Origin of the sequence: Streptomyces sp. NPDC005302, from assembly GCF_040607345.1 — a bacterium.
Taxonomy (GTDB): Bacteria; Actinomycetota; Actinomycetes; order Streptomycetales; family Streptomycetaceae; genus Streptomyces.
Genome location: NZ_JBEXGN010000022.1, coordinates 116,428 through 140,598, shown reverse-complemented (window position 1 = coordinate 140,598; position 24,171 = coordinate 116,428). Strand labels below are relative to the sequence as shown.

Annotated in this window: 22 protein-coding genes, 1 rRNA gene and 1 riboswitch; of the genes, 16 read left to right on the top strand and 7 right to left on the bottom strand. The window is 70.0% G+C overall.

The genetic code is table 11. The annotated features are described in order from the left end of the window. From rrf to ABZT74_RS28050, 11 genes are all read left to right on the top strand, one after another. Nucleotides 1–91, top strand: a 5S ribosomal RNA gene (gene rrf, locus ABZT74_RS28100); the annotation flags it as partial. 164 nt (nt 92–255) lie between these two features. Next, nucleotides 256–864, top strand: coding sequence for a CDP-alcohol phosphatidyltransferase family protein (locus ABZT74_RS28095; RefSeq protein ID WP_356167578.1), 609 nt, complete (start codon nt 256–258; stop codon nt 862–864). A 119-nt stretch (nt 865–983) separates the two neighbouring features. Further along, entirely contained in the window at nt 984–3,479 is a 2,496-nt protein-coding gene (locus ABZT74_RS28090; RefSeq protein WP_356167581.1) for a mannose-1-phosphate guanyltransferase, read from the top strand. Between the two features lie 98 nt (nt 3,480–3,577). Beyond that, on the top strand, nt 3,578–4,483 hold the full coding sequence (locus ABZT74_RS28085; protein ID WP_356439100.1) for a DUF881 domain-containing protein: 906 nt from the start codon (nt 3,578–3,580) through the stop codon (nt 4,481–4,483). Further along, nucleotides 4,480–4,812, top strand: a complete 333-nt coding sequence (locus tag ABZT74_RS28080) for a small basic family protein (RefSeq protein WP_003988855.1) — start codon at nt 4,480–4,482, stop codon at nt 4,810–4,812. Before ABZT74_RS28085 ends, ABZT74_RS28080 begins: the two co-directional genes overlap by 4 nt. A gap of 5 nt (nt 4,813–4,817) precedes the next feature. Continuing rightward, nucleotides 4,818–5,657 carry a DUF881 domain-containing protein gene (locus ABZT74_RS28075; RefSeq protein ID WP_356167584.1) on the top strand — a complete coding sequence of 280 codons (840 nt, stop codon included), beginning with the start codon at nt 4,818–4,820 and terminating at the stop codon, nt 5,655–5,657. Nucleotides 5,658–5,717: 60 nt separating this feature from the next. Further along, nucleotides 5,718–6,677 carry an FHA domain-containing protein gene (locus ABZT74_RS28070; RefSeq protein WP_355867375.1) on the top strand — a complete coding sequence of 320 codons (960 nt, stop codon included), beginning with the start codon at nt 5,718–5,720 and terminating at the stop codon, nt 6,675–6,677. Nucleotides 6,678–6,719: 42 nt separating this feature from the next. Further along, entirely contained in the window at nt 6,720–7,472 is a 753-nt protein-coding gene (locus tag ABZT74_RS28065) for a MerR family transcriptional regulator (RefSeq protein WP_356439096.1), read from the top strand. An 85-nt stretch (nt 7,473–7,557) separates the two neighbouring features. Beyond that, nucleotides 7,558–8,031, top strand: coding sequence for a bifunctional nuclease family protein (locus ABZT74_RS28060; protein WP_006123076.1), 474 nt, complete (start codon nt 7,558–7,560; stop codon nt 8,029–8,031). 265 nt (nt 8,032–8,296) lie between these two features. Then, a complete protein-coding gene (locus ABZT74_RS28055) occupies nt 8,297–8,923 on the top strand; it encodes a MerR family transcriptional regulator (protein WP_355867440.1) in 627 nt (208 codons plus the stop codon). Nucleotides 8,924–8,997: 74 nt separating this feature from the next. Next, complete coding sequence (locus ABZT74_RS28050) at nt 8,998–10,560, top strand: DNA polymerase IV (protein ID WP_356439092.1); 1,563 nt, start codon at nt 8,998–9,000, stop codon at nt 10,558–10,560. On the opposite strand, the gene ABZT74_RS28045 is transcribed toward ABZT74_RS28050, so the two are convergent. Next, complete coding sequence (locus ABZT74_RS28045; protein ID WP_356167592.1) at nt 10,482–10,853, bottom strand: PRC-barrel domain-containing protein; 372 nt, start codon at nt 10,851–10,853, stop codon at nt 10,482–10,484. The genes ABZT74_RS28050 and ABZT74_RS28045 overlap by 79 nt on opposite strands. A 130-nt stretch (nt 10,854–10,983) precedes the next feature. Continuing rightward, nucleotides 10,984–11,079, top strand: a riboswitch (glycine riboswitch). A 177-nt stretch (nt 11,080–11,256) separates the two neighbouring features. On the opposite strand from ABZT74_RS28045, the gene gcvP reads away from it, so the two are divergent. Beyond that, nucleotides 11,257–14,142: an aminomethyl-transferring glycine dehydrogenase gene (gene gcvP, locus ABZT74_RS28040; RefSeq protein WP_356439089.1), complete on the top strand. Its 2,886-nt coding sequence runs from the start codon at nt 11,257–11,259 to the stop codon at nt 14,140–14,142. A gap of 135 nt (nt 14,143–14,277) precedes the next feature. On the opposite strand, the gene ABZT74_RS28035 is transcribed toward gcvP, so the two are convergent. Next, nucleotides 14,278–14,484 carry a DUF5999 family protein gene (locus ABZT74_RS28035; protein ID WP_355867360.1) on the bottom strand — a complete coding sequence of 69 codons (207 nt, stop codon included), beginning with the start codon at nt 14,482–14,484 and terminating at the stop codon, nt 14,278–14,280. A gap of 376 nt (nt 14,485–14,860) precedes the next feature. After that, entirely contained in the window at nt 14,861–15,454 is a 594-nt protein-coding gene (locus ABZT74_RS28030) for a hypothetical protein (protein WP_355867357.1), read from the bottom strand. Nucleotides 15,455–15,998: 544 nt separating this feature from the next. On the opposite strand from ABZT74_RS28030, the gene ABZT74_RS28025 reads away from it, so the two are divergent. Next, nucleotides 15,999–17,516, top strand: coding sequence for a glutamate--cysteine ligase (locus ABZT74_RS28025; protein WP_356439086.1), 1,518 nt, complete (start codon nt 15,999–16,001; stop codon nt 17,514–17,516). Nucleotides 17,517–17,606: 90 nt separating this feature from the next. Here ABZT74_RS28025 and ABZT74_RS28020 read toward each other — a convergent pair whose 3' ends face one another. After that, entirely contained in the window at nt 17,607–19,373 is a 1,767-nt protein-coding gene (locus tag ABZT74_RS28020; RefSeq protein WP_356439083.1) for a substrate-binding domain-containing protein, read from the bottom strand. Between the two features lie 188 nt (nt 19,374–19,561). Between ABZT74_RS28020 and ABZT74_RS28015 the strand changes: the two genes are divergently transcribed. Continuing rightward, entirely contained in the window at nt 19,562–20,362 is an 801-nt protein-coding gene (locus ABZT74_RS28015; protein ID WP_356167603.1) for a type II CAAX endopeptidase family protein, read from the top strand. Nucleotides 20,363–20,464: 102 nt separating this feature from the next. Here the strand turns inward: ABZT74_RS28015 and ABZT74_RS28010 are convergent, their stop codons facing one another. Then, nucleotides 20,465–21,274 carry a PhzF family phenazine biosynthesis protein gene (locus ABZT74_RS28010; protein ID WP_356167606.1) on the bottom strand — a complete coding sequence of 270 codons (810 nt, stop codon included), beginning with the start codon at nt 21,272–21,274 and terminating at the stop codon, nt 20,465–20,467. Between the two features lie 297 nt (nt 21,275–21,571). Then, on the bottom strand, nt 21,572–21,991 hold the full coding sequence (locus ABZT74_RS28005) for a hypothetical protein (RefSeq protein WP_356439080.1): 420 nt from the start codon (nt 21,989–21,991) through the stop codon (nt 21,572–21,574). 136 nt (nt 21,992–22,127) lie between these two features. Here ABZT74_RS28005 and ABZT74_RS28000 point away from each other — a divergent pair, with 136 nt between their 5' ends. Further along, nucleotides 22,128–22,781 (top strand): PadR family transcriptional regulator, encoded by a 654-nt coding sequence (locus ABZT74_RS28000; RefSeq protein WP_355867339.1) that lies wholly within the window; start codon nt 22,128–22,130, stop codon nt 22,779–22,781. 108 nt (nt 22,782–22,889) lie between these two features. Here ABZT74_RS28000 and ABZT74_RS27995 read toward each other — a convergent pair whose 3' ends face one another. Next, nucleotides 22,890–23,318 (bottom strand): SRPBCC family protein, encoded by a 429-nt coding sequence (locus ABZT74_RS27995; protein WP_355867336.1) that lies wholly within the window; start codon nt 23,316–23,318, stop codon nt 22,890–22,892. 286 nt (nt 23,319–23,604) lie between these two features. Here ABZT74_RS27995 and ABZT74_RS27990 point away from each other — a divergent pair, with 286 nt between their 5' ends. After that, a complete protein-coding gene (locus ABZT74_RS27990) occupies nt 23,605–24,126 on the top strand; it encodes a Clp protease N-terminal domain-containing protein (protein WP_355867333.1) in 522 nt (173 codons plus the stop codon). The last annotated feature ends 45 nt before the right edge of the window (nt 24,127–24,171 follow it).

The window sequence follows — 24,171 nt, the reverse complement described above, 5'->3', positions numbered from 1 at the left end:
GCCCGGTTACATTCCGAACCCGGAAGCTAAGCCTCACAGCGCCGATGGTACTGCAGGGGGGACCCTGTGGGAGAGTAGGACGCCGCCGAACTAATATTAGAGCTCCGGCTCTCAGAATTTCGATTCTGAGAGCCGGAGCTTTTTTGTTTTCCGACGGCGTTTTCGCTGACGCCCCGACCCCTCTGCGCTGGTGCGAGCAGCCTGCGGGTAAGGTCAGGGGGCATCGTTGGCTCGTTTCCCACAGGAGGCCCCCGGGTGGAGGTCCAGGAGACCCGCGTCCAGACGGACCGGGTCCTCACCATCCCGAACATCCTCAGCATGGCGCGCCTCGTCGGCGTCCCCATCTTCCTGTGGTTGATCCTCAGGCCGGAGTTCGGTGGCCCCAAGAGCGACGGCTGGGCTCTGCTCGTCCTCATGCTCAGCGGTATCAGCGACTACCTGGACGGAAAGCTCGCCCGGCGCTGGAACCAGATCAGCAGCCTCGGCCGGTTGTTGGACCCCGCGGCTGACCGGCTGTACATCCTGTCGACGATCGTCGGTCTCACCTGGCGCGAGATTCTGCCGCTCTGGCTGACGGCCGCGCTGCTGGCACGCGAGCTCGTCCTGCTCGTCATGGTCGGCATCCTCCGGCGACACGGCTATCCGCCGCCACAGGTGAACTTCCTCGGCAAGGCGGCCACGTTCAACCTGATGTACGCCTTCCCGTTGCTGCTGCTCAGTGACGCCAACGGTTGGATCGCGACAGTCGGCGCTATTTTCGGATGGGCGTTCGCCGGATGGGGTACAACCCTCTATTGGTGGGCAGGAGTCCTCTACGTGGTGCAGGTCCGCCGGCTGGTCCGAGCGGACGCGATGACCGATTGAGCTCGGCCCGATTGGGCGCCTGCTGCAGAGCCCCGATGGCCCCCGCTCGAGAACTGCGGGACAATCAGGACGGGTGAAGTCGGCTGTACCGTCGTCTCTTAGAGGAGGACGCTTCCGACATGAAGGCCGTCGTGATGGCCGGCGGCGAAGGCACACGCCTTCGCCCTATGACCTCAAGCATGCCCAAGCCGCTCCTGCCCGTGGCGAACCGCCCGATCATGGAGCACGTGCTCAGGCTGCTCAAAAGGCATGGGCTCAACGAGACAGTCGTCACCGTGCAGTTCCTGGCCTCGCTGGTCAAGAACTACTTCGGTGACGGTGAAGAGCTCGGCATGGAGCTGACCTATGCCAATGAGGAGAAGCCACTCGGTACTGCCGGGAGCGTCAAGAACGCCGAAGAGGCGTTGAAGGACGACGCCTTCCTCGTCATTTCCGGTGATGCTCTCACCGACTTCGACCTCACCGAACTCATCGCATTCCACAAGGAGAAGGGCGCGCTCGTCACCGTCTGTCTGACGCGCGTTCCCAATCCCCTGGAATTCGGCATCACGATCGTGGACGAGGAAGGCAAGGTCGAGCGCTTCCTGGAGAAGCCGACCTGGGGCCAGGTCTTCTCGGACACGGTCAACACGGGCATCTACGTCATGGAGCCCGAGGTCTTCGACTACGTCGACGCCGACGTCTCCGTCGACTGGTCCGGCGATGTCTTCCCTCAGCTGATGAAGGAAGGCAAGCCGATCTACGGCTATGTCGCCGAGGGCTACTGGGAGGACGTGGGCACCCACGAGAGCTACGTCAAGGCGCAGGCCGACGTCCTCGAGGGCAAGGTCGACGTCGAACTCGACGGGTTCGAGATATCTCCGGGCGTATGGGTGGCCGAGGGCGCGGACGTGCACCCCGACGCCGTCCTCCGCGGGCCGCTGTACATCGGTGACTACGCCAAGGTGGAGGCGAACGCCGAGATCCGCGAGCACACGGTGATCGGCTCCAACGTCGTCGTCAAGAGCGGTGCGTTCGTGCACCGTGCCGTCGTGCACGACAACGTGTACATCGGTCAGCAGAGCAACCTGCGCGGCTGCGTGATCGGCAAGAACACCGACATCATGCGGGCCGCCCGGATCGAGGACGGCGCGGTGATCGGCGACGAGTGCCTCGTCGGCGAAGAGTCGATCATCCAGGGCAACGTGCGTGTCTACCCGTTCAAGACCATCGAGGCCGGCGCGTTCGTCAACACCTCGGTGATCTGGGAGTCCCGCAGCCAGGCGAACCTGTTCGGCGCCCGCGGTGTCTCCGGCATCCTCAACGTCGAGATCACGCCCGAGCTGGCCGTACGTCTCGCCGGCGCGTACGCGACGACCTTGAAGAAGGGGTCCACGGTCACCACGGCCCGCGACCACTCCAGAGGTGCCCGCGCCCTGAAGCGGGCGGTCATCTCCGCGCTCCAGGCCAGCGCCATCGACGTACGCGACCTGGAGAACGTACCGCTGCCGGTGGCACGACAGCAGACGGCCCGGGGCAGTGCGGGCGGAATCATGATCCGGACGACGCCCGGAGTGCCCGACTCCGTCGACATCATGTTCTTCGACGAGCAGGGCGCCGACCTCTCCCAGGGAGGGCAGCGGAAGCTGGACCGGGTGTTCTCCCGTCAGGAGTACCGGCGGGCGTTCCCCGGCGAGATCGGGGACCTGCACTTCCCGGCGAGCGTCTTCGACTCGTACACCGGGTCGCTGCTGCGCAACGTCGACACCACGGGTATCACCGAGTCCGGTCTCAAGGTGGTCGTGGACGCCTCCAACGGCAGCGCGGGGCTCGTGCTGCCGAGCCTGTTGGGCAAGCTCGGTGTCGACTCGCTGACCATCAACCCCGGCCTGGACGAGTCCAGGCCGACGGAGACGGCGGAGTCGCGGCGGGCCGGTCTCGTCCGGCTCGGCGAGATCGTCGCGTCGGCGCGGGCCGCGTTCGGCATCCGCTTCGACCCGGTCGGTGAGCGGCTCTCGCTCGTCGACGAGAAGGGGCGCATCGTCGAGGACGACCGTGCCCTGCTCGTCATGCTCGACCTGGTGGCCGCGGAGCGGCGCAGCGGCCGCGTCGCACTGCCGGTGACGACCACACGGATCGCCGAGCAGGTGGCGGCGTACCACGGCACACAGGTGGAGTGGACGACGACGTCGCCCGACGACCTCACCCGGGTCGGCCGTGAGGAAGCCACGATCTTCGGTGGCGACGGGCGTGGCGGGTTCATCATTCCCGAGTTCAGCGGCGTCTTCGACGGCGCGGCCGCGTTCGTACGGCTCATCGGTCTCGTGGCGCGTACCCAGCTCACGCTCAGCCAGATCGACGCGCGGATTCCGCGGGCGCATGTCCTCAAGCGGGACCTCGCCACACCGTGGGCCGTCAAGGGTCTGGTCATGCGCCGGGTCGTGGAGGAGGCGGGAGACCGCTCCGTGGACACCACGGACGGCGTGCGGGTCGTCGAGGCCGACGGACGCTGGGTCATGGTGCTGCCCGACCCTGCCGAAGCGGTCACGCACCTGTGGGCCGAGGGTCCGGACGACACCTCCGCCGAGGCTCTGCTCGACGAGTGGGCGGCCGTGGTGGACAGCGCCGGCCGCTGAAACATCCTTCACCCGTGCGTGTCGGACAAGTGCCCCCAAGGGGGCCTGTCCGGCACGCCGGTGGGGCCATTCGGAGGTAGCACCCGCGACGTGCGACGATGTGCGGCATGCCGCAGCAGCCCCCCGTTCGGAGCAGCGCTCCGCGCCCCTCGCGCCCGGACGCCTCCATGTCGCTGCTCACCAATGTCATGGACCACAGCCTCGACGACGGATACGCCGAGGCGGCGGCCCGCAAGCAGGCCGAGGGCGACGGGGGTCTGCCGAAGACGCTGCGGGCCAAGCTCGGACTCGCGGCGGGCCTGGTGCTCGCCGCGCTGGTGGTCACCGTGGGAGCCGCGAACGCGCGGATAGCGGCCCCGGTCGTCGCCAAGGAGCGCCAGGAACTCATCGACCGCATCGAGCGCGAGTCCTCGGCCGCGGACAAGCTGGAGAAGAACGTCGACACGCTGCGTTCCGACGTGAGCGCACGCCAGCGCGAAGCCCTGAAGAAGACCGGCGGCGAGCAGGCCGACCTGGTGAGCATCCTGTCGGGTGCCACCGACGTGCACGGCCCGGGCGTGAAGCTCGTCGTGAACGACGCCAAGGAAGCCAGCACCGGCGGCGACGGGACCAACCCGCGGGAGACGTCGGGGTTCTCCGACACCGGACGGGTGCGGGACCGTGACATGCAGCGCGTGGTCAACGGGCTCTGGGAGTCGGGCGCCGAGGCCGTCTCCGTCAACGGACAGCGGCTGACCGCCCTGTCCGCCATCCGGGCCGCGGGTGACGCGATACTGGTCGACAACAAGCCGCTGGTGCCGCCGTACACGGTGCTCGCGGTGGGGGACGGCCAGCGACTCAGCACCAGGTTCCAGGACAGCACCGACGGGCTGTACCTGCACGCCCTGCAGGAGAACTACGGCATCCGGACCAGCATTTCCGCCGAGGACGACGTCCGGTTGTCCGCAGCACCGAGTGTGATCGTACGTACAGCAGAGCCGAGCACAGAGAAGGGCACATCGTGATCGCCGTACTGGGCCTCGTCGTGGGAGTCGTGGCTGGATTGTTGGTCCGGCCCGAGGTTCCGGCGGTTGTCGAGCCGTACCTTCCGATCGCCGTCGTCGCGGCGCTCGACGCCGTGTTCGGCGGCCTGCGCGCGATGCTCGACGGCATCTTCGACGACAAGGTCTTCGTGGTCTCATTCCTGTCGAACGTGGTCGTCGCCGCGCTGATCGTCTTCCTGGGCGACAAGCTGGGAGTGGGCGCCCAGCTCTCCACGGGTGTCGTCGTCGTCCTCGGTATCCGCATCTTCTCCAACGCCGCCGCGATCCGCCGGCACGTGTTCCGGGCGTGAGGCCGATGAGCAACGAAGACGAGACCCCCGAGAACCCGCTGCGCAGAGAGCTGCCGGACGAGGTCCCCGCCGCCGCGGAGAGCTCCGAGCCCGCACAGCCGGTGCAGAGCGCCCGGCCGTCGTCCGCAGGTCGCCGGCGGCTGGCCGAAGGGCTGTGGCCGCCGCGCGTCTCGCGGGCCCAACTCATCGTCGCCGTGCTGCTGTTCGGCCTCGGCTTCGGCCTCGCCGTCCAGGTGGCGTCCAACAGCGACGGAGACAGCGCCCTGCGCGGAGCGCGCCAGGAGGATCTCGTACGCATCCTCGATGAACTCGACAACCGCACTCAGCGTCTTGAAGACGAGAAGCAGGGACTCGAGGACCAGCGGACCGAACTGGAGAACAGCTCGGACCAGGCCGAGGAGGCCCGCAAGCAGACGGTCGAGAAGGAGAAGCAACTCGGCATCCTCGCGGGCACCGTGGCCGCCCAGGGTCCCGGCATCACGCTGACGATCGACGACACGAAGGGGACGGTCAAGGCGGACATGCTGCTCGACGCGATCCAGGAGCTGCGCGCCGCGGGCGCGGAGGCGATCCAGGTGAACGGAGTGCGGGTGGTCGCCGGTACCTATCTGGCCGACTCCGGAGGCGGAGTGAAGGTCGACGGGAACAAGATCACCCAGCCGTATCGTTTCAAGGTCATCGGCAAGCCGCAGGATCTGGAGCCGGCGCTGAACATTCCGGGGGGTGTGGTGCAGACGCTGGAGAAGGAGCAGGCCACCGTCACGGTGGAGCGTTCGACGAAGATCGTCGTGGACGCCTTGCGACCGGCGGAGCGGCCTGACTACGCTCGGTCGTCCTCCCCGTGAGGTGGGTCGCATGAGGTCCGCCGGGCGAGGGCATGAGGTTGCGGGGGGTCGGCGCACCGAATGGGTGGTGCGTGGTGGAAACTGTCTGGTGGATACGGACGTTGTGAGGATGTCCGGGTCGACCGGTGTGTTCATTCAGTGTTCGTCCTGCCCCACGGGCGGGTCTGTTTCGGTCAAGGGGAATCGCCCGTGAAGTTGTTTGCGAAGTTGTTCGGCAAGAGCACGCGAGAGGGCAGCGGTGACAACGCGACCGCTCGCCACCGTGCACCGCGCCAGGGAGACGGGGCGGAGGCCCAGAGCGGCGACCGCCCGCTGTTCCGTGACCAGGTCGGGGGTGCCGGTGGTCCCGGCGCGCCGTCTGTTGACCCTGCCCAGTCCGGCCGCATAGGTTTCGGGGAACCGTCAGCCTCAAGCTCGGGTGGAGGGTTCGCCTCCGATCCGTATGCGTCCCAAGCCCCTGGTGGGCAGCCGCGGCAGGAGGATCCGTCCATGTCGGCCCTGGTGTGTACGAGGTGCGGGAACCGGAACGCGGAGAACAGCCGGTTCTGCTCCAACTGTGGTGCCCCGCTGCGGGGCGGCGCTGAGCGCCCCTCCGAGACGACGTCCACGATCTCGATCTCCGGGATCGAGGCCTACGACGCCGAGGTGACGGGCCAGACTCCGTCCCCGATGCTCTCCCCGGAGGCGCAGGCGGCGGTCGACGCGCTGCCTCTCGGCTCGGCGCTCCTCGTGGTGCGCCGCGGGCCCAACTCGGGCAGCCGCTTCCTGCTGGACGGTGACCTGACCACGGCCGGGCGTCATCCGCAGAGCGACATCTTCCTCGACGACGTGACCGTGTCGCGCCGTCATGTGGAGTTCCGTCGCGTGGCGGACGGTTCGTTCACCGTCGCCGACGTCGGCAGCCTGAACGGGACGTACGTCAACCGGGAGCGGATCGACCAGGTCGCCCTGTCGAACGGTGACGAGGTGCAGATCGGAAAGTACCGGCTGGTGTTCTACGCGAGCCAGCGGGGCGTCTGACCCTCCCCCAACTCCGTCCGGGGGGACACCGAGGGAATGTCCATGCTTCAAACACCGAGCGGCGGTGCCGGCAGCGGCACCGCCGCGGACAGTGGTCTGATGAGCATCGGCGCGGTGCTGAGCCAGCTGCGCGACGAGTTTCCCGAAGTAACCATCTCCAAGATCAGATTTCTGGAGTCGGAGGGGCTCGTCGAGCCCCGGCGGACCCCGTCGGGGTATCGCAAGTTCAGCGCGATCGACGTCGAGCGCCTCGGTCACGTCCTGAGGATGCAGCGCGACCACTACCTCCCGCTCAAGGTGATCCGTGAGCACCTGGACGCCCTGGAGCGGGGTGAGCAGGTGCGTCTGCCCGCTGTGGGCCGCCAGCGCGACTCCGGTGACGGAGAACCCCTCGGAGAGCTCTACGGCGAGCCCGAGGGGCCGACCGTGGCCCGGGTGGGTCGTGCGGAGCTGCTGGCCGCCGCGGAGATCGGTGAGCAGGAACTCGAGGAGTGGGAGTCGTACGGCCTGATCGGCCCCCTGCCGGACGGTGTGTACGACGCCGAGGCGGTGACCGTCGCGGCGCTCGTCATGGAGCTGGGCCGGTTCGGGATCGAACCGCGCCACCTCCGGGCGATGAAGGCGGCGGCGGAGCGCGACGCGGGCCTCGTGGATCAGGTGGTGGCCCCGTTGCGGCGCCACCGCAACCCGCAGACCCGGGCGCACGCGGAGGCCCGTGCGAAGGAGCTGGCGGGGCTCACCGTGAAGCTGCACGCGGCGCTCGTGCAGACCGCGCTGGGCGTGCGACTGCCCTGATCGGGGCACCGTCGCCGCCGGTGGATCGGCCTCCCGTTCCGTGCCCGACTACCCAAACGTCCCGGGCACGGCCTAGGGTTGCTGTGTGAACGAGCTCGATGTCGTAGGTGTCCGGGTGGAAATGCCCTCCAACCAACCGATCGTGCTTCTGCGTGAAGTGGGAGGCGACCGCTACCTCCCCATCTGGATCGGACCGGGGGAGGCGACGGCGATCGCCTTCGCCCAGCAGGGCATGGCCCCCGCACGACCGCTGACCCACGACCTGTTCAAGGACGTGCTGGAGGCGGTCGGCCAGGAGCTCACCGAAGTACGGATCACGGACCTTCGTGAGGGTGTGTTCTACGCCGAGCTCGTCTTCGCGAGCGGGGTCGAGGTCAGCGCGCGTCCCTCTGACGCCATAGCGCTCGCCCTGCGCACCGGAACGCCGATCTACGGCAGTGACGGGGTGCTGGACGACGCGGGCATCGCGATCCCGGACGAGCAGGAGGACGAGGTGGAGAAGTTCCGCGAGTTCCTCGACCAGATCTCGCCCGAGGACTTCGGCACCAACAGTCAGTGAGGCCGGCGGCGCGGGAGTCGGTTCGTCGGCATTTGCCCGTGGCGCGTGTGGTGTGCCGCGGCCCGCGCCGAGCGCATTCGGCTAGCCTTTCCCCGCGGTAGGACACGGCAAACCACTCCTTGGGTGATTATCACTCGGCGTGCCGAGTGTGGCGATCGTTGACGCGCCCCTGGTGACTGCCTACCGTCGAGAAGGCAGGTCAAGGACGGAGGTCGGCGTGAGAAGCAGCGGCGACGGTACGGCTGGGGGTGCCCCCGGACACGGTCTGGGGGAGAGCGGCCCGTACCCTCCCCCAAGCTCTCGGCTCGACTCGAGCAGGGGGCGTCCCCACCATGGCAGCGCGGCCGATCACGTTCCGCGGCGGCCGGCGGCAGTGTCCGACGAGGGAGGGGTTGTTCCCGAGGAGGTCGGCTACCGGGGACCCACGGCGTGTGCCGCCGCGGGCATCACCTACCGGCAGCTGGACTACTGGGCGCGGACCGGTCTGGTCGAGCCCAGTGTGCGACCGGCCTACGGGTCGGGGACGCAGCGGCTCTACAGCTTCCGTGACGTGGTGGTTCTGAAGATCGTCAAGCGATTCCTGGACACCGGGGTCTCGCTGCAGAACATCCGCACCACGGTCCAGCACCTCAGAGAGCGTGGTTTCCAGGACCTGGAGCGCATGACGCTGATGAGCGACGGCGCGACGGTCTACGAATGCACCTCTCCCGACGAGGTCCACGCCCTCCTGCAGGGCGGACAGGGCGTCTTCGGCATCGCCGTGGGCGTGGTGTGGCGGGACGTCGAGAGCGCCCTGTCGCAGCTCCACGGGGAGCGGGTGGACACCGGGGAGACGCTCCTCGCCCACAATCCCGCCGACGAGCTGGCCCGCAGGCGCAACCGGGCCGTGTGACCGGAGCGCTTCCGATGACGTGATGCCCCGGCGTTGCCGGGGCATTGTCAGTGGCGTAGGGCAGCATCGGACATGTGAGAAACGCGCCCACGATCCTGCATCTCGACATGGATGCCTTCTTCGCCTCGGCGGAGCAGGCGTCCAAGCCGAGTCTGCGGGGGAAGGCCGTGGTCGTGGGCGGGCTCGGGCCGCGCGGAGTCGTCTCCACCGCCTCGTATGAGGCCCGGGTCTTCGGGGTGAACTCGGCGATGCCGATGGCCCAGGCACGCCGTCGCGCGCCGAACGCCGCGTATCTGGTGCCGCGCTTCGGGCTCTACCGCGAGGTCAGCGACCAGGTGATGGGCCTGCTGCGGGCCCTGTCGCCGCTGGTGGAGCCGCTGAGCCTGGACGAGGCGTTCGTGGACCTGGAGGCGGGCGGAACGGCCTGGGACGAGCGCTCGGCGCGGCTGGCGGGGGCGAAGCTGCGGGCGGACATCAGAGCTGTCACGGGGCTCACCGGATCGGTGGGGCTCGCCGCCTCCAAGATGCTGGCGAAGATCGCCTCGGAGCAGGCGAAGCCCGACGGTCTGGTGCTGATCGACCCGGGCACCGAGCGCGAGCTGCTGGGGCCGATGTCCGTGCGGACGCTGCCGGGCGTCGGGCCGGCGACCGGGGACCATCTGCGGCGGGCCGGGATCACCACGGTCGGGGAGATCGCCGAGGCGGGCGAGGACGAGCTCGTACGGCTGCTGGGCAAGGCGCATGGGCACGCGCTGTTCGCGATGGCGCTGGCGCGCGACGACCGGCCTGTGGTGTCCGACCGGGAGACCAAGTCGGTCTCGGTCGAGGACACCTACGACGTGGACATCCACGACCGGGTCCGCGTCGGCCTGGAGGTGCAGCGGCTCGCGGACCGCTGTGTGCGGCGGCTGCGCGGGGCCGGGCTGTCGGGGCGGACCATCGTGCTGAAGGTGCGCCGGTACGACTTCTCGACGCTGACCCGGTCCGAGACGCTGCGGGGGCCCACGGACGACCCCGCGGTCGTCCAGGAGGCCGCCGCGCGGCTCCTGGAGGGCGTGGACACGACCGGGGGTGTGCGGCTGCTCGGGGTCGGTGTCTCCGGGCTCGCCGACTACACGCAGGAGGACTTGTTCGCGCAGGCCCAGGCGCAGGCGCAGGCCGAGGCGGTGGCAGCGGCGGTGGCAGCGGCGGAGCCGTCGGCGGCGGAGCGGGCCCGGGCGGAGCCGGACACGGGTCCCGCGGGCGGGAAGGAACCGCCCGCGGAGCGGCGGTGGTCCGCGGGGCACGACGTCCGGCATGCCGAGTTCGGGTACGGATGGGTGCAGGGAAGCGGTCTGGGGCGGGTCACGGTGCGGTTCGAGACGCCGTACTCGGAGCCGGGCCGGGTGCGGACCTTCCGGACGGACGATCCGCGACTGGAGCCGGCGGATCCGCTGCCCCTGGTGGAGCGGAGACCCGAGGAGTCCGGGCCGACGCCGGCGGACGTGGAGCCATGGGCGTCAGAGGCAGGGGCGCCGGAGTCCGACCCGGCGGCCCGGGTGGTCCAGGGCCCCGGGGATCAGGTGTCCTCGGATCCGGCGAGCCGGCCGAAGTCACGGTCCGGCGGCGGAGCAGGGGACGCCACGTCGAGCCCGTAGTGGTGGTAGAGCTGGAGCTCCTGCTCGGGGGAGAGGTGCCGGCCGACGCCGAAGTCGGGGGCGTCCTTGATCAGGGCCCGGTCGAAGGGAATGCGCAGGGTCCCCTCGACGACCTCACTGGGTTCCAGGGGAACGAACGCGTCCCTGCTGAACAGGCCGGTGCGTATGGCCGCCCATTCCGGGACCCCGGTCGCGTCGTCGAGGTAGACCTCGTCGATGGTGCCGATCTTGGTGCCCTTGCGGTCGAACGCCTTGCGGCCGATCAGGTTGCGCGGATCGATGTCGGTCTGCACGGTCCCTCCACGTGGTCGCAAACTCATCCGTAAGCAGTACATCCGTAAGCACTACAAAAGAGCACATTCGGGCGGGCGGCCACTCGAAGGCGGGTGTCTTGTCCCCGCTGGTAGGCTGGCCAACGGCTGCTGATCCCGTGCGGGAGAGTCCTCCAGACTTCACCGGAGGCGCCGAAGGAGCAACTCCTCCCCGGAATCTCTCAGGCCCACGTACCGCACGGACGAGGTCACTCTGGAAAGCAGGGCGGGTGTCGATGGCCTCCGCCCTCACCGACGGTGAAAGCCGGGACGTCAGTGGACGGACCGGTGAAGCTCTCAGGTTGAGATGACAGAGGGGGAGGCCGTCGGGGTACCCGTGCCGGGGTACCCCTCGAAGGTCGCGTCAGACCAGGAGGCCTCCGCAATGACCGCCCATCGCATTCCGCTCTCCGAGCTCGAACAGGGAATCCCCTTCGAGCAGCGCCACATCGGGCCCGACTCCGAAGCCCGGGCCAAGATGCTCGCGCAGGTCGGATACGGCTCGCTCGACGAGCTGACGGCCGCCGCGGTGCCGGACGTGATCAAGAACGCCGAGGCGCTGAAGCTGCCGGCCGCGCGCACCGAGTCCGAGGTGCTCGCCGAGCTGCGTTCCCTCGCGGACCGCAACCAGGTGCTCGGCTCGATGATCGGCCTCGGTTACTACGGCACGTTCACGCCGCCCGTGATCCTGCGCAACGTCATGGAGAACCCTGCCTGGTACACGGCGTACACGCCGTACCAGCCGGAGATCTCCCAGGGCCGTCTCGAGGCCCTGCTGAACTTCCAGACCGTCGTCGCCGAGCTGACCGGTCTGCCGACCTCGGGCGCCTCGCTGCTCGACGAGGGCACCGCCGCCGCCGAGGCGATGGCGCTGTCCCGCCGGATGGGCAAGAACAAGAAGGGCCTCTTCCTGGTCGACGCGGACGCGCTGCCGCAGACGATCGCGGTCATCGAGACCCGCGCCGAGCCGACCGGCGTCGAGGTCGTCGTCGCCGACCTCGGCGACGGCATCCCGGCCGACCTGGCCGGGCGCGAGATCAACGGCGTGCTGGTCCAGTACCCGGGCGCCTCCGGTGCCGTACGCGACATCAAGCCGCTGATCGAGCAGGCGCACGCGCTGGGTGCTGTCGTCACCGTCGCCGCCGATCTCCTCGCCCTCACGCTGCTCACCTCGCCCGGCGAGCTCGACGCGGACATCGCCGTCGGCACGACGCAGCGTTTCGGTGTCCCGATGGGCTTCGGCGGACCGCACGCCGGCTACATGGCGGTGCGCGAGAAGTTCGCCCGCAGCCTCCCCGGCCGTCTGGTCGGTGTGTCCGTGGACGCCGACGGGCACAAGGCGTACCGCCTCGCTCTGCAGACGCGTGAGCAGCACATCCGTCGCGAGAAGGCGACGAGCAACATCTGCACGGCCCAGGTGCTCCTCGCCGTGATGGCCGGCATGTACGCCGTCTACCACGGCCCCGACGGCCTGCGGACCATCGCGCGGCGCACCCACCGTTACGCCACGGTTCTGGCCGCCGGGCTCACCGCCGGCGGCGTCGAGGTCGTGCACGGCGCGTACTTCGACACCCTCACCGTGCGGGTCCCGGGCCGCGCCGCCGCCGTCGTGGAGCGTGCCCGCGACCTCGGCGTCAACTTCCACGGCGTGGACGCCGACCACGTGTCGATCTCATGTGACGAGACGACCACGCGCGCGCAGCTCGCGGCCGTGTGGAGCGCGTTCGGTGTCGACGGCGACGTCGAGGCGCTGGACGCGAGCGCGGAGGACACCCTGCCGGCCGCTCAGCTGCGCGGTGACGAGTACCTCGCCCACCCCGTGTTCCACCAGCACCGTTCCGAGACCGCGATGCTGCGTTACCTGCGCAGGCTCTCCGACCGCGACTACGCGCTCGACCGCGGCATGATCCCACTGGGCTCCTGCACGATGAAGCTCAACGCGACCACCGAGATGGAGCCGGTCACCTGGCCCGAGTTCGGGCAGCTGCACCCCTTCGCGCCCGCCGAGCAGGCCCAGGGCTACCTCACGCTCATCCACGAGCTGGAGGACCAGCTCGCCGAGGTCACGGGCTACGACAAGGTGTCGCTGCAGCCCAACGCCGGTTCGCAGGGCGAGCTGGCCGGTCTGCTGGCCGTCCGCGGCTATCACCGCGCCAATGGCGACGACCAGCGCACGATCTGCCTCATCCCCTCCTCCGCGCACGGCACCAACGCCGCGAGCGCCGTGATGGCGGGCATGAAGGTCGTCGTCGTGAAGACGGCCGACGACGGCGAGATCGACGTCGAGGACCTGCGTGCCAAGATCGAGCAGTACCGCGACGAGCTGTCGGTGCTGATGATCACCTACCCCTCGACGCACGGTGTGTTCGAGGAGCACGTCGCCGACATCTGCGCCCAGGTGCACGAGGCCGGCGGCCAGGTCTACGTCGACGGCGCCAACCTCAACGCCCTGGTGGGTCTGGCCAAGCCCGGCCACTTCGGCGGCGACGTCTCGCACCTCAACCTGCACAAGACGTTCTGCATCCCGCACGGCGGCGGCGGTCCCGGCGTCGGCCCGGTCGGCGTCCGCGCGCACCTGGCGCCGTACCTGCCGAACCACCCGCTGCAGCCCGAGGCCGGCCCCGAGACGGGCGTCGGTCCGATTTCCGCCGCGCCCTGGGGCTCGGCGGGCATCCTGCCCATCTCCTGGTCGTACGTCCGGCTGATGGGCGGCGAGGGTCTCAAGCGCGCCACGCAGGTGGCCGTGCTCTCCGCCAACTACATCGCCAAGCGTCTGGAGCCGCACTACCCGGTGCTGTACACCGGCCCCGGCGGTCTGGTCGCGCACGAATGCATCATCGACCTGCGTCCGCTGACCAAGGCGACCGGTGTCAGCGTCGACGACATCGCCAAGCGCCTCATCGACTACGGCTTCCACGCTCCGACGATGTCATTCCCGGTGGCCGGCACCCTGATGATCGAGCCGACCGAGTCGGAGGACCTGGGCGAGATCGACCGGTTCTGCGACGCGATGATCGCGATCCGCGCGGAGATCGAGAAGGTCGGCTCCGGCGAGTGGGCCGTCGACGACAACCCGCTGCGGGGGGCGCCGCACACGGCCGCCGCGCTCGGAGGCGACTGGGAGCACGCGTACAGCCGCGAGGAGGCCGTGTTCCCGGCCGGTGTCTCGAAGGCCGACAAGTACTGGCCGCCGGTCCGCCGGATCGACCAGGCCTACGGCGACCGCAACCTCGTCTGCTCCTGCCCGCCGATGGACGCCTACGAGGACTGATCGGCAGGCGGAACGCGAGTGGCTACGGGGAGTGACCACCCGTGGACATGCGTCGGGGCCGGTTCGGAGAGTACGTCTCCGGGCCGGCCCCTCGTGTGTCTGGGCGGCCGGTCAGGGCCGCCCGGGGTGTGCGGGTCAGGCCGCGGTCATCACCGCGGTGCCGCCCAGCGGGCGGTGCGGGGCGATGATCCGGCCGTCCGGCAGGAGCTCACCGGTGTCCTCGAACAGGAGAACGCCGTTGCACAGCAGGCTCCATCCCTGTTCCGGGTGATGCGCCACGAGACGGGCGGACTCCCGGTCGGCGGACGCGGCTGACGGGCACGGTGGCTGGTGCTGGCACATGGGTGGGATCTTTCGCTGGGTCGAGAGGTCAGTGGTGGATGTGGTGTCTGTCCCGCGGCTCGATGTACTCATGGCCGCCCCCCGTTGCTGTGTGGTCTGGAACCCAGTGTTGCCCCACGGGCGTCGATCCGCAGGGATTTGACGGCACCGCTTCTCACAGGTTGATGACGCATCACCCGTGCGGACGGTTCATCCCAACTGCAGTACCTCTTCGGGTGGTTCGAGGTGACCGAATAGGGCTAGTCCGGTCGGGTCCGAAGCCCGTTCTCCCTCGTACGAGCGTTGTGCGGCCCCGATGAGCGGGACGGTGGTCCGGGGTCGTGACAGTGCTGTGCCCCGCGGCCGGCCGTCGGCCGCGGGGCACGGTGGCGTCGGGTCAGGCGGGTGAGCCGAGCAGCGGCCCGGGAGTCGCGGGGGTGACCCGGTGGGTGAGCACCGGGAGCAGTTCGGCGACGCGGTGCGGACGGTGCGCGGCGATGCCGGGCGGGGCGGGGGCCAGCGGGACGAGGAGGTCGGTGGCGGCCGGATGGCCTTCGGCGCCGTCGGCCGTGATGTCGCCGTGCAGCCAGAGGGTGAGCATGTACAGCTCGGGTACGGACAACAGGCGTGCCTGGTAGGGCTGGTGCATGGCCTCGGCCTGCCCCAGGGCGTGTTCCGTGGCGGCGATGTAGGGCCCCTCGAAGAAGCGCGAGAAGGCCCAGCCGTCCGGCGTGAGCATGGTGTCGGCGGCGGCCACCGCGCGGTCCCCGCTGCGGAGCAGGAACCGCCAGCCGGCGAGCCGGGTGGCCGACGCGCCCGCGGGCGTGATGCGGTCCAGGACGTGGACCGGCAGCGGGAGTTCGGGCGTGATCGGTCCCTGTGCCAGGCGCAGGGAGGGTGTGCGGGCTTCGCGGACGGCGGTGGGAGAACCGAGTGCCGTGAGGACGGTGCGCAGGGCGGGCGCGGGAGCCGGAGGTACGTGCAGCGGCATGGTGGGTCGCCTCTCGTTCGACAGGCACAGTGGCGCGAGGGAGGGGGCGGACGGCGCTGTCAGCTCTCGGGTCAGAGGGGCGTGGGTTCTGGATCCGCCGACAGGAATGCCGCCTGTCGCCGTCACCGTGACGACAGGACCTAGGACCGCGAGCGCAAACTCTCTGCCTCGGTAGCGGAGTTTATACGACACGTGTTCATACAGTGTTTCGGCTAGTCGTCCCGAATATGAAGAACAAGGCACTATTCGGTCGCAGAAACGCGCGCTTCATCCCGGTTCTACGCGGTCGCACCGCGGTGACCTCGGAATATTTCGCCGGAGCGGTCGGCCGATTCTCGTCGGCGTTTTTCACGAGATCATGCCGACGGTAAACTTGCTTATTGCCGCATGCCTCGTGAATGTGCCCGGGGAATCGGATCCCAGCGTAGCGGCCGAAGGGCGCGCGCGGGACGTTATGGATCGCGTTGCCGGGGCATCATCCTCCGTACCCGGGACGCCAGGGCCGCCGGATCGTCGGCCTGCCCAGACGAGGAAGGACATCGCGATGGGGGAGAAGGTCGTTGCAGGGCCGTTCGACCTGAGCGACCGACAGCGCCACCGCGACAAGCTCAGGCAGTGTCTGACGGTGCTGGAGAGGCTGCTGGAGGAGAAGAGGTTCGACCGGCCGCAGAACCTGATGGGCCTGGAGATCGAATTGAATCTCGCGGGGCCCGACGGCATGCCGCGCATGATGAATGCGGAAGTACTGGAGCGGATTGCGAGCAAGGATTTCCAGACAGAACTCGCCATGTTCAACCTGGAAGTCAACATAGCCCCACACCGCCTGGGCGGCCGGGTATTCGACCGGCTCGCCGAGGAGTTGCGCACCTCGCTCGCGTACGCCCATCGAAAAGCGAGCGAGGTCGATGCGGGAATCGTCATGATCGGCATCCTGCCGACGCTCGGGCAGGACGACCTGGTCTCCGCGAACCTGTCGGACGTCGACCGGTACGCGCTGCTCAACGACCAGATCGTCGCCGCGCGCGGTGAGGACTTCGTGCTCGACATCGACGGCGTGGAACGACTGGTCTGCCGGTCCGGCTCCATCGTGCCCGAAGCCGCCTGCACCTCCGTGCAGTTGCACCTCCAGGTCACCCCGGACCGCTTCGCGGACGTGTGGAACGCCGCACAGGTGGTCGCCGCCCCGCAGGTCGCCGTCGGCGCCAACTCGCCCTTCCTGTTCGGGCACGAGCTGTGGCGGGAGTCGCGGCCACCGCTCTTCCAGCAGTCCACCGACACCCGCCCGCCCGAACTGAAGGAGCAGGGGGTGAGGCCTCGCACGTGGTTCGGTGAGCGCTGGGTCAGCTCGGCGTACGACCTGTTCGAGGAGAACCTGCGGTTCTTCCCGCCGCTGCTGCCCATCTGCGACGAGGAGGACCCGCTGGAGGTGCTGAACGCCGGCGGTGTGCCCAAGCTCGCCGAACTCGTGCTGCACAACGGCACCGTGTACCGGTGGAACCGGCCCGTGTACGACATCGCCGACGGCGTTCCGCATCTGCGGGTCGAGAACCGGGTGCTGCCCGCCGGTCCCACCGTCACCGACGTCGTCGCCAACGCCGCCTTCTACTACGGGCTGGTGCGCGCGCTGGCCGAGGAGTCCCGGCCGGTGTGGACGCGGCTGCCCTTCGAGGCCGCCGCCGCCAACTTCGACGCGGCCTGCAAGTACGGCATCGAGGCGCGGCTGGAGTGGCCTCGCCGGGGACGCCACAGCGGCACCACCCAGGTGGACGCCGCGAGCCTGATCCGCGACGAACTGCTTCCGCTCGCCGCCGCCGGACTGGACGCCTGGGGCATCGAACCCGCCGACCGGGACCTCTACCTGGGCGTGATCGAGGACCGGTGCCGACTGCGCACGAACGGCGCGGCCTGGCAGGCAGCCACCTTCCACCGGGCGCTGGAGAAGGGACTCGGACGCGACGCCGCTCTGGCCGCGACGACCAGGCGCTACGGAGAACTCATGCACGTCGGGGACCCGGTGCACACCTGGCCGGTCGGGTTGCCGGAGCCGGCTCCGCTGGTGTGAGGCGACGCGGGCGGCGGACCGGCGCGGACGGACGGGGGCACCGGCCCCCGACCGGACCGCCGGGCCGGGGCACCCCGTGAAGCCGGAGCGTCAGCCCGTGCCCGAGCCCGCCGCCACGATCGCCTTGAGCATCACCGCGTGGATCTGTGCCGGGTCGTTGACCTGCTGACCGGAACCGCCGGTCGCCTTGGCGATCTGGGCGACCTCCTCCTTGTCGGCGTCCGGGCCCACCGCGATCGCGATCAGCGGCACGGGGTGCTCCGGGTCGGTCAGCTTCTGCAGCTCGGCGACGAGATCCGGGCGGGAGATGCTGCCCGGGTCCTGGTTGGCGCCGTCGGTCAGCACGACCAGGGCGTTGAACTTGCCCTTCGCGTAGGACGCGACAGCCGCCTTGTACGCGGCGAGCGTCGTGTCGTAGAGACCGGTGGCCCCGCCGGGGACCGGCTCCAGGGAGCTGAAGGCCGCGGACAGCTTCTCGCGCTGGGTTCCGGCGCCCTTCGAGTCGCCGAGCCGGGCGGTCGGCACGAGCACGCGGTAGTCCTTGTCGCCGTCGAGCTTCGTGGAGAACTTCCACAGCCCGATCTCGTCCTCGGGAGTGAACGTGGCGAGGGCCTGGAGAAGCGATGACTTGGTGACGTCCATCCGGGACTGGCCGGTCCCGGCCACCGGTGCGCTCATGGACGCGGAGGCGTCGACGACCGTGGTGATCCGGGCGCTCTGCACGGTGATCGTCCACATGCCGAGGGCTTCCTTGACCGCGGTGGGCGACTCGGGTTCCGTCGCCGTCCGGGTGTACGGCTGCGGCGAGCTGCCGCCGGCCGCGGTGACCAGGGACTTGGACGGGCTCTGCGCGTCCGTCCGGAAGCCGTACTTCCGCAGGATCTTCTGCGGGCCGGGTTCTCCGAGCAGGGTCATGAACCGAAGCGCGGCGCGGCTCTCGTCGGTGCTCTGCCCGGCCTCGTCGACGAGCGTGTAGGGGTAGTCGAGCAGCGGGGTTCCGTCCTTCGGGTAGAACAGGTCGAGGTCCTGCCCGCCTTCGTCCGAGGCGTTGTGCGCGAACGCCGCCTGCTCGGAGAGGATCAGCGCCTGGTTGCGCTTCGGGTTGCCCTGTTCGGTGCCGGAGTCGTCACGGGGAAGGGTGTCGAGGACCTGGGTGTCGCTGTCCGAGGTGCGCTGCGAGAGGGCTTTGGCCATGGCGGCGGCCTGGGTGTCACCGCCCTTGACCCGGGACGCGGCCGCGCTGATCCGGGTGAGGGCGAGCAGCCCCGTCGAGCTGCGCGTCGGGTCGGCCGCGCCCAGCTTGAGCTTGTCGTCCTGCATCGTCGCGCCGACCAGTTCGGTCCACGCGTAGGTCTTCCTGGGCCAGCCGAGGGTCTTCGCGGCCGCCGGGACCATGGCGACGCCGACCGGTGTGGAGGCGACGTTGCCGGCACCGGTGACCTGCGTGGCCGTCGGGGTCCCGGTGACACGCTCCACCCACAGCCCGGAGTCGGGCACCCACACCTGCACGTCGGTCGGCCTGCCGGTCCGGAGCGTGTCGGTGACCTTGTAGGAATCGCGCGCGCTCACCCGGACGTCGAGGCAGCGGCCGTCCGAGGTGATGTTCTTCTCGCGCGCGTACGCGGCGGCGGCCGTGAGAGCGGGCGTGATGTCCGGAGACGCGGCCACCGTGAGGTGCACGGCGTCGTCCTCGCAGGAGCCGCCGAAGGAGAACAGCCCGCCGCGGACCGCGAAGGCGGTGCCGCCGGCGACGGTGAGGACGAGCACGGTCGCGACGGCCACCGTGCGGCGGCGCGCGCGGTTCCGGGGGGCGGCGGTGCCCGCCCGGCGCTCGTCGGGCAAGCTGTGACGTCCCATGGCGGTGGTGTCCCTCCGAGGATGAGCCTGAGCCGTGGGACAGCCGTAAAACAGGCAAAGGGGGAAGTACACCCCGTACGGCGCCCGTGTCCCCCAACGGCCTGTCGCGCACGATCTTCGTAACTTCTTTCGAGACCCTAGCGGGGCGAAGATGGGGATGAGGCGGGATTACTCAACTGGAGGCGGGAGTGCAGGTGGAGGCGGGGTCGGTGGCCGATTCTTTTCCCGAAGCGGGGCTGACACGACGGATTTTCCGGGATGAGACGCTGCTCGTCCTGGCGCTGTCGCTCGGTGCGAGCGGAGTGTCCGCCCTGATCAGCTTTGTCGGCTCGGTCACCAAGCCAGGGGGCTTGAAGGACCAGGCCGCCACGCTCAACGCCTCGGCCGCACCAGGGCGTCCGTGGCTCGATCTGGCCTGGCAGCTCTTCGGAATCGCGTCCGCTCTGGTGCCGGTCGCGCTCGTCGCGCACCTGCTGATGCGCGAGGGCAAGGGCATGCGCGTGATCGGTTTCGACCGCACGCGACCGTGGCCGGACCTCGGACGGGGTGCCGTGGTCGCGGCGGTGATCGGCAGTACGGGGATCGCCTTCTATCTCGCGGCACGCGCGTTCGGCGCCAACCTCACGGTGGTGCCGGAGGCGTTGCCCGACGTCTGGTGGAAGTACCCGGTGCTGATCCTCTCGGCGGTGCAGAACGCCGTACTGGAGGAGGTCATCGTCGTCGGGTACCTGCTGCGCAGGCTGGGGCAGTTGGGCTGGACGCCGGGGACCGCCCTGGTGGCGAGTGCCGTGCTGCGCGGCTCGTACCACCTCTACCAGGGCATCGGCGGGTTCGTCGGCAACATGGCGATGGGCATCGTCTTCGTCTACCTGTACCGGCGTTGGGGCCGGGTCGGACCGCTCGTGGTGGCGCACTCGCTGCTCGACATCGGCGCGTTCGTGGGATACGCCCTGCTCGCGGGCAAGGTGGGGTGGCTCCCGACGGCGTGAGCGCCGGAAGCGGACCAGGAAGGGGCGTACGACAGGGTCGTACGCCCCTTCCGTGTGCCGGGTCGCGGGGCGCGGCCGGCCGGCGTCGCGGCCCCGGCGGCGTTACGCCAGCAGCTCGCCGTCGATGACCGTGACCGCGTGCCCGGTGAGCAGGGTGCGTTCGCCGCGCAGTTCGGTGCGGACCAGCCCGGACCGGGGTGAGGCCTGCAGCCCCGTGAGGGCCGTCCTGCCGAGGCGCTCGGACCAGAACGGGGCCAGGGCGGTGTGCGCGCTGCCGGTCACCGGGTCCTCGTCGATGCCCACGTTGGGGAAGAAGCAGCGCGAGACGAAGTCGTAGCCCCGGGCGGGGTCTTCGGCGCGGGCGGTCGCGATGATGCCGCGGTCCGAGTAGCGCGCGAGTGCCGCGTGGTTCGGGGCGAGCCCGAGCACCGTCTTCTCGTCGGCGACCTCGATCAGCAGATCCCCGGTGTTCGGACCGGTGTCGAGCGTGGCCAGCGGTACGGCGCCGAGGGCCTCGGCGACACCGTCCGGGGTCGCGACCGGTGTGAGCGGAGCGGTCGGGAAGTCGAGCGCGATCGACCCGTCGTCGCCGGGGGTGGCGACGAGAACGCCGCTGCGCGTGGCGAACCGTACCGGCCCCCGATGGGCGCCCGTCGTGTGCAGGACGTGTGCGGCGGCCAGCGTCGCGTGCCCGCACAGGGCGACCTCGGTGGTGGGGGTGAACCAGCGCAGCGCCCAGTCGGCCTCGCCGCCGGCGGGGAGAGGGTGGGCGAACGCCGTCTCCGCGTGGTTGACCTCCACGGCCACGTTCTGGAGCCAGGCGTCGTCCGGGAAGGACTTGAGCAGGAGGACCCCGGCCGGGTTGCCGGCGAAGGGTCGGTCGGTGAAGGCGTCGACGATACGAATCCGCATGGTCCGAAGCTAGCCGCCGTACGCGGCAGGGGGCCAAGGCCAATCCGGCGCGTCTGGACCCATGACGGCGCCGAGGCGAACGCACCCCGTGAACGACCGCCCGGCAGGCGGGAGATCGGGGAAGCCCGCGCTGAACGGGACGCCTCTCGGCGGCGCGGACACCGATAGATCCCTCCGAGGCCAGGTGAGACCCACAGATCGCACCGAGGTCAGGTGGGACCGACCGGTCCGTCCGGGGCCCGGTCGCCGTGCGGTGGGCCGGCCCGGGGGCGATGACGCCGGCCGACGAGCGTCCCGCTAGGGCCGTGGGCCCGAGGAGCCGGTGTCTCCGGCCCGCGCCGCGGCCGCCGCGTCCAGCAGGAGCCAGCCGTCGGTCTCCACCGTCCGCCGCTCCTCGGGGCGCCATCCGCGGGCGAGCGCCACGTCCAGGAGGGCCCGGACCGCGCCCGGTTCGTGCAGGTTCAGATCGGCTCCTCGGATGAAGCCCACGTCTCCGGAGCCCAAGGGGGCCCCGCCCGGGACGTACCGGCCGGGCCCGGCGGCGAAGACGACGCGCAGCGCGCCGCCGGTGCCGGACGGCTGCAGGGCCAGGGTGAGGATCTGGCGGCAGTCGACGGCGCGTCCGTCGGGATCCCTCTGGTGGCTGTGGCGCGTCGTCCACAGATACGCGCGCCCGTCGGCGACGAGGCGACGGGACTGCTTCGAACGGCGAGGCATGCGGGCGAGGCTACGCGGCCCCCGTACACCGGACGGCAGGACGAGAGCCTGCTCCGGATCGGGGGTTGTCTTCCGAGTGCTTCCGATATATCGTTGACGCATCGCGACCGATCAACGATGGAATGGAGTGATTGCGATGCGTTCCCGTGGAGAAGACTTCGGATACGAGCACGAACACGGACATGGACACCACGGCGGGCCCGGCCATCGAGGTCGGGGCGGCTTCGAGGGGCGGCGCGGGGCCTTCGGGCCCTTCGGACCGGGCGGACCCGGTGGCCCCGGCTTCGGTGGACCGGGCTTCGGCCCCGGCCCCTGGGGCGGGCGTGGCGGTCGGGGCGGACCGCGGGGGAGGGCGCGGCGCGGCGACGTGCGCGCGTCGATCCTCGCCCTGCTCAAGGACCGGCCCATGCACGGTTACGAGATGATCCAGGAGATCGCCGAGCGCAGCGGCGGGGCGTGGAAGCCCAGCCCGGGTTCGGTGTACCCGACCCTCCAGCTGCTGGAGGACGAGGGCCTGATCACCAGTGCGGCGGAGGGCGGCAAGAAGCTGTTCTCGCTCACCGAGTCCGGCCGCAGCGCGGCCGACGAGGGACCAGACGCGCCCTGGGAAGAGGCCGGGCGCGGGGTCGACTGGGAGACGCTGCACGAGATCCGGCAGGCCGGATTCGGTCTCATGGAGGCCTTCGGACAGGTCTGGAAGACCGGCAGCAAGGATCAGCGCGACAAGGCGCTGAAGGTCATCAACGAAGCCCGCAAGAAGCTGTACCTGATCCTCGCCGACGAGGACTGACGGCATGCCGTGGTACCTGCCGGCGCCCCGTGGAAGTGTTTCCGCGGGGCGCCTTTCCGCATACGGGGTGCCGGGTGCCGCCGTGCGCGACGCGGAACCGTGCGGGACTCAGGCGACCAGTCCGGACAGCTTGCGCAGGGACTCGTCGAGCGCGGCCGTCGCCGAGTCCTTGAGTTTGCCCGCCATGAGGGAGACCGCGGCACCCGTGAACTCGCCGTCGATGCGCACCGACGTGGCGTCGCCGTCGGGGGTGAGGGTGTAGCGCGTGGTGACGTTCACCGCCATCGGGCCCTTGCCGCGGATGGCCAGCACGCGGCCGGGCTCCAGTTCCTCGATCGTCCAGGTGACCTCGGCCGGGAAGCCCATGAGCTTCATGTTCTCCGCGAAGGTGCCGCCCACTTCGAACTTCTCGGGCCCGCCGTTCGGGAAGTTCGTGTGCGTCGCGTTCCACTCGCCGTACCCCGACCAGTCCGTGAGCCGGTCCCAGATCTTCTCGGCGGGCGCCTCGATGCGTGCTTCCGCGCTGACTTCGGCCATGCGGCCACCCCTTCGTGTCGGGGGCTGCGCCCGGCGCAGCTCCGGTGTCGCGGAACGTAGCCCCAGGCTCCGCAACATTCAATACTGATGAACCGTCAGAAATTGCGACGAGTGGCGGAGGGGGGCCGTGGAGGTGGGGCAAGGCGGCGCGCGCCCCTCGGGGGAAATCGGCGCGAAGTCATCCGCAGGGAGGAGAATCCGCACAGGGATGCCCACCCTGTGTCGGAGGCCAAGATGCTGCCCGCCGGGGATGCCCCGGCCCCGCGAGGCTGATGAGGTAGGGGATGTGTCGTCCCGTATCCCTCAGCAGTCCGCCGCCGCGAGCGGCCCGAACCATCCTGACAACGATGCCGGTCTCAGCGCGGAGCTGGCCTCGGTGGTCTCCGGTGCGCGAAGACGGGCGCTGCGGGACGGGGACCGGCAGATCGACACGGCCCATCTGCTGCACTCGCTGCTGGAGTCCGACCCGGAGGTGCGCGCCGCCTTCGACGGGGCGGCGCAGCTCGCCCGGCTCCTCGGCTATCTCGTGCAGCGCAGCATCGGCTACGGACTGCGCTGGCAGGGCGCCGTCGAGGATTCCGGCGTGGTCCCGGTCCTGACCGAGGCGGGCTGGTCGCCGGCGGCGTCGTGCGCGATGGAACGGGCGCAGGAGAACGCCGTACTGCGCGGGGACGAACGCGCCCGCGGCCTCGACCTGCTCGCCGCGCTCGTCGCCGACCCCCGGTCGAGGGCCGTCGAGGTCCTCGCGCACGCCGGGGTCGACGTCCCGGTGCTGCGCGGAGGCGCGGCGACGGAGTCCAGCCGTTGAGACAGGTGTCATCCGGGGTGACGGTCATGTCATCGCCTGTCATCA

Coding starts and splice junctions, on each gene's coding strand:
- ABZT74_RS28000 (WP_355867339.1), top strand. CDS start 22,128: ATGCGTTCCCGTGGAGAAGACTTCGGATACGAGCACGAACACGGACAT.
- ABZT74_RS28085 (WP_356439100.1), top strand. CDS start 3,578: ATGTGCGGCATGCCGCAGCAGCCCCCCGTTCGGAGCAGCGCTCCGCGC.
- ABZT74_RS28075 (WP_356167584.1), top strand. CDS start 4,818: ATGAGCAACGAAGACGAGACCCCCGAGAACCCGCTGCGCAGAGAGCTG.
- ABZT74_RS28030 (WP_355867357.1), bottom strand. CDS start 15,454: ATGCCGCTGCACGTACCTCCGGCTCCCGCGCCCGCCCTGCGCACCGTC.
- ABZT74_RS28065 (WP_356439096.1), top strand. CDS start 6,720: ATGCTTCAAACACCGAGCGGCGGTGCCGGCAGCGGCACCGCCGCGGAC.
- ABZT74_RS28005 (WP_356439080.1), bottom strand. CDS start 21,991: ATGCCTCGCCGTTCGAAGCAGTCCCGTCGCCTCGTCGCCGACGGGCGC.
- ABZT74_RS28090 (WP_356167581.1), top strand. CDS start 984: ATGAAGGCCGTCGTGATGGCCGGCGGCGAAGGCACACGCCTTCGCCCT.
- ABZT74_RS28020 (WP_356439083.1), bottom strand. CDS start 19,373: ATGGGACGTCACAGCTTGCCCGACGAGCGCCGGGCGGGCACCGCCGCC.
- ABZT74_RS28025 (WP_356439086.1), top strand. CDS start 15,999: ATGGGGGAGAAGGTCGTTGCAGGGCCGTTCGACCTGAGCGACCGACAG.
- gcvP (WP_356439089.1), top strand. CDS start 11,257: ATGACCGCCCATCGCATTCCGCTCTCCGAGCTCGAACAGGGAATCCCC.
- ABZT74_RS28010 (WP_356167606.1), bottom strand. CDS start 21,274: ATGCGGATTCGTATCGTCGACGCCTTCACCGACCGACCCTTCGCCGGC.
- ABZT74_RS27995 (WP_355867336.1), bottom strand. CDS start 23,318: ATGGCCGAAGTCAGCGCGGAAGCACGCATCGAGGCGCCCGCCGAGAAG.
- ABZT74_RS28035 (WP_355867360.1), bottom strand. CDS start 14,484: ATGTGCCAGCACCAGCCACCGTGCCCGTCAGCCGCGTCCGCCGACCGG.
- ABZT74_RS28070 (WP_355867375.1), top strand. CDS start 5,718: ATGGGTGGTGCGTGGTGGAAACTGTCTGGTGGATACGGACGTTGTGAG.